Source organism: Aliinostoc sp. HNIBRCY26 (genome assembly GCF_050235535.1).
Taxonomy (GTDB): Bacteria; Cyanobacteriota; Cyanobacteriia; order Cyanobacteriales; family Nostocaceae; genus Trichormus.
This window is the reverse complement of the sequence record NZ_CP189852.1, coordinates 1,076,991-1,089,786: the sequence shown is the minus strand read 5'-3', so window position 1 is coordinate 1,089,786 and position 12,796 is coordinate 1,076,991. Positions and strand designations below refer to the sequence as shown.

10 protein-coding genes are annotated in these 12,796 nt (G+C 37.1%); 4 read left to right on the top strand and 6 right to left on the bottom strand.

Annotated features, from left to right (window positions below; all coding sequences use genetic code 11):
• Positions 1 to 33 precede the first annotated feature (33 nt).
• The gene (locus ACQFX9_RS04625) at positions 34 to 375 is read right to left on the bottom strand and encodes a hypothetical protein (RefSeq protein ID WP_427160916.1); all 342 of its coding nucleotides are present in this window, start codon (positions 373 to 375) and stop codon (positions 34 to 36) included.
• 463 nt (positions 376 to 838) lie between these two features.
• On the opposite strand from ACQFX9_RS04625, the gene ACQFX9_RS04620 reads away from it, so the two are divergent.
• The 3 genes from ACQFX9_RS04620 to ACQFX9_RS04610 are packed head-to-tail and all read left to right on the top strand — an operon-like array spanning position 839 to position 3,311.
• A complete protein-coding gene (locus ACQFX9_RS04620) occupies positions 839 to 1,321 on the top strand; it encodes a hypothetical protein (RefSeq protein WP_427160915.1) in 483 nt (160 codons plus the stop codon).
• Positions 1,322 to 1,368: 47 nt separating this feature from the next.
• The gene (locus ACQFX9_RS04615; RefSeq protein ID WP_427160914.1) at positions 1,369 to 1,821 is read left to right on the top strand and encodes a hypothetical protein; all 453 of its coding nucleotides are present in this window, start codon (positions 1,369 to 1,371) and stop codon (positions 1,819 to 1,821) included.
• A gap of 20 nt (positions 1,822 to 1,841) precedes the next feature.
• Positions 1,842 to 3,311 carry an ABC transporter ATP-binding protein/permease gene (locus tag ACQFX9_RS04610; RefSeq protein ID WP_427160913.1) on the top strand — a complete coding sequence of 490 codons (1,470 nt, stop codon included), beginning with the start codon at positions 1,842 to 1,844 and terminating at the stop codon, positions 3,309 to 3,311.
• Between the two features lie 107 nt (positions 3,312 to 3,418).
• Here the strand turns inward: ACQFX9_RS04610 and ACQFX9_RS04605 are convergent, their stop codons facing one another.
• From ACQFX9_RS04605 to ACQFX9_RS04590, 4 genes are all read right to left on the bottom strand, one after another.
• The gene (locus ACQFX9_RS04605) at positions 3,419 to 4,951 is read right to left on the bottom strand and encodes a serine/threonine protein kinase (protein ID WP_427160912.1); all 1,533 of its coding nucleotides are present in this window, start codon (positions 4,949 to 4,951) and stop codon (positions 3,419 to 3,421) included.
• A gap of 52 nt (positions 4,952 to 5,003) precedes the next feature.
• On the bottom strand, positions 5,004 to 6,608 hold the full coding sequence (locus ACQFX9_RS04600; protein ID WP_427160911.1) for a serine/threonine protein kinase: 1,605 nt from the start codon (positions 6,606 to 6,608) through the stop codon (positions 5,004 to 5,006).
• Between the two features lie 599 nt (positions 6,609 to 7,207).
• Complete coding sequence (locus ACQFX9_RS04595) at positions 7,208 to 8,398, bottom strand: esterase-like activity of phytase family protein (protein ID WP_427160910.1); 1,191 nt, start codon at positions 8,396 to 8,398, stop codon at positions 7,208 to 7,210.
• Positions 8,399 to 8,480: 82 nt separating this feature from the next.
• Positions 8,481 to 10,490, bottom strand: a complete 2,010-nt coding sequence (locus tag ACQFX9_RS04590) for a glycoside hydrolase family 10 protein (protein ID WP_427160909.1) — start codon at positions 10,488 to 10,490, stop codon at positions 8,481 to 8,483.
• Between the two features lie 584 nt (positions 10,491 to 11,074).
• On the opposite strand from ACQFX9_RS04590, the gene ACQFX9_RS04585 reads away from it, so the two are divergent.
• On the top strand, positions 11,075 to 11,464 hold the full coding sequence (locus tag ACQFX9_RS04585) for a hypothetical protein (RefSeq protein WP_427160908.1): 390 nt from the start codon (positions 11,075 to 11,077) through the stop codon (positions 11,462 to 11,464).
• A 1-nt stretch (position 11,465) separates the two neighbouring features.
• On the opposite strand, the gene ACQFX9_RS04580 is transcribed toward ACQFX9_RS04585, so the two are convergent.
• A complete protein-coding gene (locus ACQFX9_RS04580; protein ID WP_427160907.1) occupies positions 11,466 to 12,674 on the bottom strand; it encodes a NupC/NupG family nucleoside CNT transporter in 1,209 nt (402 codons plus the stop codon).
• Positions 12,675 to 12,796 lie beyond the last annotated feature (122 nt).

The window sequence follows — 12,796 nt, the reverse complement described above, 5'->3', positions numbered from 1 at the left end:
AGATAAAGCTTTACTAAGACAATTTGTAGTTGCCTATTTAGAATTTATTTCTTCTTCTATAGTGCGTTTTAAACCATCCGAAATGGGCAATCTGCGAATTTCCTGGCAAAGATTACGCTTTGATTCACCGTTTTGCAGACGTTGCTCATAAATTGATACCAATAAAATTTCCAATCCATATCTAGATAACATATCTGCTGCTAAACCCGTTATGCTAAGTAAAGCAGCACCACCCGCTATACCAAAAGGCCCACCCAACATTAATAATGCGGATGTAACGCCAGCCATTCCTGTCAAACCTGTAGTTCCCATCAAAGCTAAAAGTAGCACTGCGGGAAATCCCTTTTCAGCTACTTCCTTAATAAATTCTTCCATACTAAATTAGCTACTACACTCTATAAAAACTAGATTGTTTACAAATCTAGGTAAGTTACTATTTTTAGATTTACTTATAAATATATCTAAATACCTCCGTAGCAATATCGAACTTATACCAATTCTCCAAAATTGAGCAACAGATAGGAACTTTGAAATTTAGATGTTATCTGACTTACTTAATTGAATTAGTGTAGCGGGAATTTATTCTATTGAAAATTGGCACTATTGATATATTGCAAGAAAAATCTTCATGTGCTTAGAAGATGGCTACAGATTTGACTGTCTATAAAAATCGAAAAATATTACAAGTACGGTATTTGCTTAATATGTAGAATTTTTGCCTAAAAATGTTAGATCCGATTTTGGATTGGGAATCTTAATATAAGAAACAGAAATTCAGTAGTTTCCTACTTCTAATTATCTCTCTTAACTATTGTAACTTACTGCAAGTATGTTCTCTATGGAATCCTCAACAAAGTCTCCTTTTTATTGGCTGGAAAAAGTTTGGCAATCACATTTTCAAGCAATCCTAATAGTTTGTTTCTTGATATGGACTTCTTTATTAGCAACTACAACCTTGAAGGTTCAGCACTCTTGCCATCCTATGATTCATTGGTCTGGCGATCTGCCGATAGATTGTATGGAAAGGTCAGGACAAAAAGTTTCTTCTACTCCTAAAGAAAACAGCACTACTCAGACTCAACCAAAATATCAAAATAAAACTGAAACTTCAAATTATCCAAAAATCCCTAGTAAAAAATCATCCGACACCCACATTCTGGCAAAAATAAATAACAATCCTGATGTTACTGCTGGTGCTATTGCTATAGGTGTTGCCACAAGTATTGCTTTAATTGCAAGCTCCCCACTAGCGGTTGTTCTTGGTTCTGGATTTGTTACTTGGTTAGCAATTAGAACTGTTTTATCTATTGGAGCGCATTAAACCACTAATTTTGAATATTCAAGAATTTATTTCAGGAGAAACAGGTGATGCAATCTCTTCCTCAGAATAACAATAATCCAGTAAATAGTTCACAACAATTATCAAATTCTCCTGTTAATCAGGTGATGAATACAGGTTCAGGTAATCAACTGAGTAATAATACATCTGTGCCTTTAGGAAATGTAAAGCCTGCTAATAGAAGCTCAATATTGTCAAGCTTACCAAGTGATGTAACCAAAATGATTGTACTTGGGCTTTTCATAATTGGAATAGTTGCTACATTCTTTCTTGTTACTAGGGGGAATGAATTGTGCATTTTCAGCTTTTGTTCTGATATGGGTAGACATTCTCCTACATTAACTAGTGATTTTTGGGCTTTTGCAGGAGGAACCGCGACAGTTGTAGTTTTAACGTCATTCTTAGGAGTTTCATTGCTACCTGCTGTTGGTATAGCCTCTGCTGTTTGGTTTTTTATATATTCTTCGCTGCATTTATCCTAGTTTTTAGAGAGAAATTGATTATGAATCTAATTGAAGTCAAGCAAGTTTCTAAGAACCTTTATCAAGGGTTAAAAAAAAAGCGTGTTCTCAATAGGATTGATTTTTTTGTTGAGGAAGGAGAATTTGTAGTATTGCTAGGAGAAAATGGTGCAGGTAAGACTACCTTATTGAATTTAATTTTAGGAATTCTTCAACCGAGCGAAGGAGAAGTCAAACTCATGGGTCTTTCTCCTCAAGAATCATCTGCAAGAATATCAGTAGGTGCGGTTTTACAAAAAACAAATGTTCCACCAAATTTGAAAGTTAAAGAACTAGTTCAGCTTGTATGTAGTTACTATCCTAATTCACAGACAGTTGTGGATATTTTAAAAAAGGTTGGTCTTGAAGATCAATCTGAAGCATGGGCTAGTCAGTTATGTGGCGGGGAAACACAGCGTTTATTTTTTGCTCTGGCTTTAGTAGGTAATCCAGAACTGCTTATACTTGATGAACCGACGAAAGACTTAGATGCTAAAGGCTATGCACTTTTTTGGCAAGAAATCAGACATTACCGAGAGCAAGGTGTAACCATTTTAATGATTACACATCGTCCGTCAGATTTGGAGGAGCTTAGTAAACTTGCAACTCGTTATGTGACTCTTCATAAATTTAATGAAGCACTCACCGAAGGACAACTTACTCAAGCTGAGAGTATCAAGAGTCAAGAAGAAATATTAGTTAAACTTGAAAACCAAGAGAAGCCACAAACAGAAGTTGTAATTCACCCACAAAATGTTGTATTCATATTTCTACAGCAAATGTGGGTAGAAATCATTCAATTATTGCGTACACCTTTGTTTTTATTAGGTATTATTCTGTTTGCGTGCTGTATTACTGTAATTCCATTTCAGGGTGAAGTTGCAAAGCAAGCACTATTATCATTTAGTGTGTTAATTTTATTGACTATTGCAATTGAGCGATTGGGTAAGAGAGTGTCAGTTGAACGCGCTGAAGGTTGGTTAAAATTGCTGCGTGTAACCCCATTACCACCGGTTATATATATAGCTGCAAAACTTGTTACAACTCTCCTAATATCTGCCATCACCATTACATTAATTATGATCTTAGGAGTCTGGCGATTAAAAATAGACACTGATATCGAACAAGTATTGCTTATTTTCTTCAGTTTAGTTTTAGGAGTCATACCCTTTGCAGTTTTTGGACTAGCTTTAAGCTACCTAACACAACCTAAAAGTTACGACTCTATTGCTGGTTTATCGATTCCGCTTGGCTTGGCTAGTTGTGGTGCTTTACCTCTCACTAATCCACATTTTTTAGAGGATGCAGTTGCTTTTTCACCGTTTTATCACTATCGAGAACTAACTCTATGGGCAGCAGGCCTAAATTATGATCAACATCTCTCGCTACATTTACTATGGCTATTATGGGCTGGAGGGGTGTTTGGATTGATGGCTGTATGGGCATATAAACGAGATTCTGTGATTCAATAGCTATGTTGTTTTGAATATTTATGAGAGTTGTTATTGTGGAAAATAACAACTCCTATCATACAGATTTTTGCCTATCTACTTTCTGAATTTGAACTATACTAAGTTTTTTATTTATGGTTCAGATGAGCTGAAGCGACAATATGCGACATGGAGGCTATTTCTTTGAGGATTTGTGACTGCAATTGTTTATATTGTTGCTTCAGCAAATTTTTACTTAAATGTGCTTGATTCATTGGGGGTAATTTTTGACTTTGTTCTACAGATAATTTCAGCTTTTGTTGTTGGTTAGGATCAATCTCACTATTGAGGATGTGAATGCAAGAATGGGGTGGTTCTAAAGTGAAAATAATGAGTGGATAGTTTTTATTGTTGACTAGAGATGTCACCATCTGACGATTGTGAGAACTTTGCATATCTAGGTAACATGGTAGCCACTTAGGTTCTATTTCTGGAGTGTAAAGTAGTGTCACCCACAACAGCATCGGATGGGGCGATGAGAGAAAAATAAATCGGTTGTGTATTTGCGGGTGTAGACGTTTTTGAATTTCTGGAGTTGGTAACATCAACCAGAGTGTGGTCATCGATGTGTGAGAGATATTAATTAAATGAGGAAAAACTATTTCCTGTTTAGGTTTATCTCCTGGCCAAATAAATTTTTGAACATTTTTTTTTAAGGCTAAATGTATCTGAGAATTAATATTTACTTGGGGTGTAATTTTAGGTGTTAAATTTGAGTAAACATGACCATTTGGCTGTTCTATGCTGTCCAGAACCTGAAGAATTTTGCCGACATTCTGGGGGCGATCGCTTGGTTTTTTCGCTAAACAAGCCATAATTAAATCATTAATCTCTGGCGGGATTTTTAGCTGGGGACTGACTTGGGCGATCGTGCGTGGTGCTTCAAAGTGATGGGCTTTATACCATGCACCAAATAAATCTGTTTCTGGTTTCCAAGGTTTAGCACCAGTTAACATCTCAAACATCATCACACCCAAGCTATAAATATCAGAGCGATTATCTAATTTTTCTCCTTCTAATTGCTCAGGTGAAGAGTAAGGTAATGTCCCATGAAATCCTTTATTAGTGCTGAATGTTGCTGCATAATTGACAAATTTAGCAATGCCAAAATCCAATATTTTCACTAATTGACCTAAAATTGGGTCAGGAATAACTAATATATTTGCTGGTTTAATATCTCGGTGTACTAAAGGACAAATCTTACCATCAATTTGAATTCCTTGATGGGCGCACTGTAAGCCTAAACAAATTTGGCGGGTTAAATTTAAAAACTTCGCTAGTGGTAGGGGAATTAATTCTTTTAAACTCTGGCCGTTTAAATATTCCATCACATAAAACGGTTTTCCCTGATCGCTGACACCATAATCATATGCTCTGACAATATGCAGACTCTTTTGACTCAAAGCTGCACTCATCAACGCTTCACGCGCAAAGTCTTTGTGAATTTTAGAATCAGATAGTGTTTGGGTTAAAAATTTGATGGCAACTGGTGTTCCTCCTAGTAGCATATCAGTTGCTAAAAAAACTTCACCCATGCCGCCAATTCCAATCATCTTTTTTAATTGGTAGCGATTGGCAATTAGTCCTGCATTTTGTTCTGATGCAAACGCACTTGGATTCACTTTATATAACCTCTAACATTGCCATAAAATTTAAAACTTACATAAGAAATTATTAGTTATTTTTATTTTTGAATAACTGCATGAAGTTTTCAATCAACTGGGATAACCAACTCTTTAAATCAAATTTATCAAGTTGTTTATTATTAGCTAGATTCTGCATGATTTCTAGCTTAATTTTTTCAAATTCTCCCTTTAAGTTTGCTTTGGCTGCTTCTGGTGTAGTCGATACTGTCGCCGTAGATTTTTGTGTGATATTCAACCAATCTACTAGTTGTTGTCTTTGTTTAGCAGTCAGGGTGAGTGTCATCACTTGGGCGCAGTTATGTGGGTCTTCCAGGGCAAAAAATAATAAGTGATAATATCCTGTATCTGCTAACAATTGAATAATTTTTTGACCTCTATTGTCTCTCAAATCAATGAAAGATGATAGCCACCGAATTAGTGATAGTTGAGCATCGTACAGTACAGCTACCCATAAAATCATCGGGTATAGGGTAACTTTGTGAATAAATTCCGTGCTGTGACTTCTATTGATGAATTGGTCGATTTCCTGCTTGGGGAGCATTGCCCAATATGTAGGAATAATCCCTTGGCTTGTATGTAACAAGTAAGGAAAACCAACGGATTTAATGGGTTTATTTTTTGGCCAGGTTTTTTTTAAGCATTCTTTTTCAGAAACAGAGGTGACAGGAATTAGCTGCACTGTGGGCAAACTTTCCCACACATCACTATTATCAACATTAGCGGTAATTTTGTTTTTAACTCGCTCTAAAACTTGCAGAATTTCTTGAATATTTTGGGGGCGATCGCCTGGTTCTTTAGCTAAACATTTAATGACTAAATCTTGTAATTCTGGGTGTATTTTTAATTGGGGGTCAATTTCTGCAAAGGTGGGCGGTATTTGTAATCTATGAGCTTGATACCAACTACCAAAAGAATTACTTTGGGGTTGGAAGGGATGTTTGGAAGTTAACATTTCAAACATTAACACTCCCAAACTATAAATATCAGAACGGACATCTAATAATTTGCGTCCCTCCATATGTTCTGGGGAACAGTAAGGTAAACTCCCGATAAAAGAATCGGTTAAAGTCATCCCACTGCGTTCTGTTAAAAATTTAGCAATACCAAAATCTAAAATTTTAACAATCTCATTTTGTTGACTATCTTTAGTAATAAATATGTTTTCTGGCTTGATGTCTCTATGTAAAACAGGATAAATTTCACCTTTGAAGGTAATACCTTGATGGGCGCATTCTAAGCCTAAACAAATCTGATGACAAATATCTAGAAATTTTCCGGTTGTTAACGGCTGAGTTTTGAGGAGTTGCTTGAGGTTTTTACCTTGAAGATACTCCATGACATAAAATGGATTTCTATGCTCAATCACACCGTAACTCAAGACACGGACAATGTGTTTACTTTTGCGTCCTAATTGCGCGCCAATGAAAATTTCTCTACCAAAGCGTTGAGACAAATTTTGAGTCGCTAAATTGAATGTGAGGATTTTTAATGCGACTTGTTTACCACCTTTAGCTGTATCCTCAGCTAAATAAACACGTCCCATACCGCCTTTGCCAATCAAGTCTATTATTAAATAGCGATTGTTTAAAAATTTTCCAATATAAATATCTGGCTCTGGCTTGGAGTTGACCATATTTGGAAACTTGACGCTATCAAATAATGGTGATTTTGGGAATTCATTAACTTTAAGATTTCAGATTCGGTTAAATCTGATGGAGTTAATTAAGTAATTTGAAAATAAGCTTTTACGTGTTTAAATTTTACACTTTTCGTTGTGGCTGCTGATTCCTAACTATTAATAGTGAGATAGCTGCTTTCCGTTGCTTTATATGAGAAAGTCACTCTTGCACTCGTTAGGCTAAACACACCTCATCAGTAATACTCAATTTGGATAGGTAGTATTGTTTCAAGATTCTGGAATAGGCTATAAATCTAGACTGTTAATCCAAAATCCAACATCCCAAATCCAAAATTGGTATAATTGTGTAGTTTAAAAGCGTCATAGCTTCAAGAAAAAACAATTTAAATTTTACACAGAATTTTGCTTATAACTATGCAAAATTCCTTAAATATTATGTAACATATTGATTAAATAAAAGATATGAGGAAATTTACGCAATCCCTAATAAAACTCAATCTCAGAGGATCAGCACTATAGTAATTCTACTGAAAATACCTCTATACGAAAATTTAATAGCCGTATTCAAAAGATTAGCTATCTCTCATTAATAGTTAATTTTGTGGAAAAATCCGGTGGAATAATATCATGAGTGGAGAAGCAAATTTGAGCTTAAATGCTAAAAATTGTGTGCGCTGTATGGAATTAAAATTGTTATCACTAACTAGGATTAATAATTGTTCTCGGTGGGCGAGTTTTGTCCCTAGAGTTAAGCCCTCTATATTATCTAGGGCGACATCTAAAGTTCTTAAATCTAACAGGAGTTTTTTCTGCGCTGCTTGCATATTTTGAGTATTGCTTGTTAAAAGACTGTCTATATTTTGAATATTATCGGCTGCTGTTAAAGACACTTGAAATAAGAAAACAGTAAAGCTCAAACCAGTAAAAGAACGTTCTATACTAAGAAAATGATTGTGATTGTCTAAAGCTAGTAAATCCGGTAATCCGCTAGCAAATCTACCTGTAGGATTAAAAAATGATGTTACAGGTTCGGTTTGATAAAGAAACTCTTGTTGGGGTTGCCCGTTAGCAAGATTGTATTGCAAAATCCGGCAAGGTGTACCAATATTTGGTGCAGCTATGACACCATCTTGAATCAGGGCGTTTTCCGTCGCTGTGAATAAATATTTATTGTTAGGTGTAATGGTGAGGCTTTCAAAAGCTAAATTATTGCGTATTCCTCGCTGACGCTTTTTATTAGGTAAAAATTTGGGTGGTATGGGTAGATTTCGCTGGGCTTTACCGGTAGCTAGGTCAAATTCTTGAATAAATGGTGGAATTGATTGTTCCACATCACCTTCAGAAGCAATGTATACTGTTTCATCTTGAGTAACAGCGATGCCTTCTGTATCTGTTGTACCTGAAGCGAAGGGTTGATTTTGATTATTTAATAATGTGGTGACACCAACTGTCTTGATACTATTATCTTGTAGACGACCTTGATTTAAATCGATTTTAAAAGTGTAAAATCGGGCTGGGGCTTTTTGTCCCCGATCATCAGAGATAGCATAATAAAGGTCGGTTTTAGCATCATAGGTAATACCAGATAAACCACCGACTGGAGTTTTTTGGAAGGATAAACCTTTGGGTAATGTGGCTTGTCCGATAAACTCTATGCTACTAATTTCTATAACATCTGATTCTAAATTAATTAAGAATAACCCGCTAATTAAAAGCGCGATCGCCAAAGCTATGAATAAATAAATAATCTTCGGTAAACGCCGGATTTGTTTCAAAAATTGCATAGCAAGAAAGTTAATTAGGTTAGTAGTAAGCACTTCAGTGCTGATTTTTCTAGGACTAAAGTCCTTACTACAAACTTATAGATTAACTTACTGTGATGACTACACCCTCACTTTCATTAGCTAATCTATCCACTGCACACACAGCATAAGTTCCTGGTTGCACAGTAGCAAAAGTTGTGCCTGCCGACAAGATTCTTTGCAGTGTCCAGGTATCCCCACTTTGACGGTATAGTGTCCATGAACGTACAGGTTGATTATCTCCTGGTTGCCAATTGAGTCTACCGTTATTAAATTGTAGGTCTTTGGGTGGGGGTGGTGGTGATTGATTTTGCCAAGACATGGCAGGTACTATGGCGGGTGTAGCATAAAGTGAATCTTTAAATTTGTCAGCAATACCTTGGCGATTATCCGTAATCGAACTCATACTGAAGAAAATGTTGCCCAAGGATAAATTTTTCACTAAGTTGCGACTGATTTTGACTTGCTTGTCTATTTCTTCATCTTTCCAAACTTTACCGTCTAGTAGAGAGATGTTGTTACCTGTATAAATATGTCGTCGTTGGGGATTAATTTCTGTCCACCATTGCAGTAATGCAGAGTAACTTTGTTTAGCCTGGTCTGTACGCCAATAGAGTTGGGGAGCGATATAATCAATCCAACCTTGTTCTAACCATTTTTTAGAATCAGCATACAAGACATTGTAAGCATCTAAGCCAGTAATTCCCGGTGGTTGTCCAGGGCGGTAAATTCCGAAGGGACTGATACCAAATTTGACATAGGATTTGGTGGCTTTGATTCCTTGGGATAGCCGCAGCACCATTTGATTGACGTTTTCTCGTCGCCAGTCGTCTAGGCTAAGTTTGCCACCTGTGGATTTATAGGCGGCGTAGGTTTTATCATCGGGGAAAGATTGACCTTGAATGGGGTAGGGATAAAAATAATCATCCAGGTGGACAGCATCTATATCATATCGGCGGACAACATCAATAATGACGTTATAAGCTCTATCTTGGACGATTTTCGCGCCTGGATCCATCCATAATTGATTACCCCATTGATATACTACTTCTGGATTGCTTAAAGCTATGTGGGGTCTGACGTTGGGCGTTCCTTTGATGCTGGTTTTGGCGCGGTAGGGGTTGAACCAGGCGTGAACTTCGATGTTACGTTTGCGAGCTTCGGCGATCGCAAATTCCAAGGGATCATAAAATGGTTCTGGGGCTTTCCCTTGGGTTCCCGATAGCCAAGCACTCCAAGGTTCAATGCTAGAAGCGTATAACGCATCGCCTTCAGGACGCACTTGTAAAATTAGGGCATTAAAATTAAGTTCTTGTAGTCGCTTGATAATCTCAACTAATTCGGTTTGTTGTTGAGTTCCAGAAAGTCCAGCTTTGGAAGGCCAGTCACTATTCCACACCGTTGTTAGCCATGCGCCTCGAAACTCTCTTTGATGACTGACTTTAACGGTTCTCGGTGCGGTGACAGGGGGAACTACCAGATATGTAGAGTTAATTTTGGGGGCGTTACCGAGATAAACTAAAGCTTGGTAAACTATAGCCGCTACATCCGCGCGAGTTGCAGCGATATTGTAATTGAGTAGCTTGATGTTGGGGAAGCTAGCAACTAAACCTGCACTAGTAGCGATCGCAATTTGATTAGTAGCATAATTAGGAATACTTGTCCCATCTTGATAAATTTGCGGTAGTTTCTCTAATAAATCGGGTTTAATTTTAGTGGCAATGTCTAAACCATTGACTAGAGAAACTAAGACATCACCACGGGCAATTCTATTATTAGGAATGAAAGTTTTATTGGGGTAGCCAGTTAAAAACCCTGTTTCATAAGATTTTTTGATTGCACCAGCCGCCCAGTTATTCGCCGGAACATCGATAAAAGAGATATACGGACGCTTTACAGGAACATTAAAGACGGCTGCAACTATCGCTGCAAACTCAGCACGGGTGACTGAGTTATCTGGGCGAAAAGTACCGTTAGGATAGCCATTCAAAATGCGTCTTTCCGCCAAGGCTTCGATAAACGGACGCGCCCAATGGTTTTGGACATCGGAGAAGCGTGCAGTAGTAGATACCATTGTTAATCGCCGCTAACTTGCTTGATTTTAGAGATTCTTTGCTAATCTAACAACCAACTAGCGATCGCTACCGTATTTACGTATAAATTTTCACATTTGGTAATGTTTTTGTTGATTGATAACTGTTGACTGTTTTCTGCAAATCAAACATCAGCAATAGAATTACCGAGATATTACGTTGATGAGTGAATCATCTTTACAAAAAGATTGGTTAAATTCAGAGTAAGAAGCGGTATGACAGAATTTGTCAAAGGCGATGCTGTGATTGTGCCGTTTCTATTTTCAAACTATTAGAAAAAATCGCATTTTTACCGCAGATAAGCAAATTATATTATACAAAGGAAGTTAACTGAAAACAGGACAATTCACGCAGATAATCAATAAAATTATTGAAATCATATAGTAATTAAGTTTGTATTTTCAGATTTCCAGAAAATCGCGATCGCACTTTGTTTCAATAGCTAAAATAGCCTATAGTAAGTCGATGGGTATAACAAGTGCGAAAGCTATTATTCAAACTCCGATTCTTCTTCTTATTCGTCCTGAGCTTAGTTGCTATTTTGTGTATATTCTATTTTGTAGATATGCGATTTCCTTTAAGAAATTGCCATGCTAAATGGGGCTTTATTAACACAGTCAATAATAAATACTACACTGAGGCAGAAAAAATTACAATTCGTCCTTGGCGTGGTCAGCATAATGTCTATGCTATATTTATGATTCCTAAAAGTTATCAATATGAGTATCTTTTTAGACTACATCTACCTAGTGAGCAGACTTATTGTGGAGTCATTCACCGCACTCATCAATCTGTTGTAGACGGTGTGGTTGCTAAACCTGGCTACTACTTACTTAAAGGTTATCTCAATACTCGGATTGCTTTAAATTTGATGATTCAAGGGAAGCTAAATCAATTAAAGCAATCCCACAATTGGGAATTGGGCTATGTTAAAAAAACTCGTAAATCTTCATAAATCACACTAAAATACCAGCAATGCAAGCAGTCATAAAACCTGCTAGTAATCCTCCTATCATCGTTCTCACACCTAGACGAGCTAAATCATGTTGGCGTTGTGGAGCCATCCCCGTCATCCCCCCAATAGTAATACCAATAGAACCAATATTAGCGAAGTTACATAAGGCATAAGTGGCAATAATTACTGCCCTGGGGGATATTTTCTGACTTTTAATTAATTCTCCTAAGTCTCCATAAGCCAAAAATTCGTTGAGGATGGTTTTCTTTCCTAATAATGCACCCACTTGTCCACAATCAGCCCAAGGTACACCCATTAAAAAGGCTACAGGAGACATCACTAAAGATAAAATCCACTCTAAAGATAGTTGTGGTAAACCAATATGTTCTCCTAACCATTTCAGTATGGCATTACCAAAAGCCAGCAATCCTAAAAAAGCAATAATCATTACACCCACATTGACTGCTAACTTGACACCATCAATTGCGCCACTAGTAGCCGCATCTATGACGTTGACATAAGTATTTTCTACTTCCATTTTTACTTTTCCCGCAGTTACAGATACTTCCGTTTCTGGGTACATCAATTTTGAGACGACTAAAGAAGTAGGCGCAGTCATAAAAAAAGCCGCAATTAAATGTTCTGGTGGAATTCCAAAGGAAAGATAAGCCCCTAAAACCCCTCCGGCGATAGTTGCAAAGCCGCCAGTCATGACTGCATGAAGTTCTGATTGTGTCATGTTTGCTACATAAGGCTTCACCATTAATGCGGCTTCTGTTGGCCCCAAGAAAATATTACCTGCACAAGATAATGACTCAGAACCCGATGTTTTCATCGTTTTCATCATTATCCACGCTAAAACCTGCACTACTCGTTGCAAAATTCCGTAGTAGTACATCACACTGATAAAAGCGGAGAAAAAGATAATTGTCGGGAGTACCTGAAAAGCAAATAAATGATCTTTAAAATTCTCCCCAAATACGAATTTTGCACCCACATCAGAAAAGGCTAAAAAACTGCTGATGATATCTCCCAAGGATTGAAAGATTTTTAGCCCCCAAGGTGTTTTGAGAATCACTAAAGCAAAAACAAATTCTAATCCTAAACCCCAAGCGATGGTTCGCCAACGTATAGCCTCGCGATTTACCGAGATAGCGTAAGCCATACCGATAAATACTAGGATTCCCAAGGCAGAAATTACGCGTTCCATGTGTAGTCCCTCGTATCGCTAGGATATTTGGACACAAAGCATACACGAAAATCTGCGTTTTGAGGATATGGGAATGGGGAATTATATCAATTCGCAATTCGCAATTCGCAATTCGCAATGGA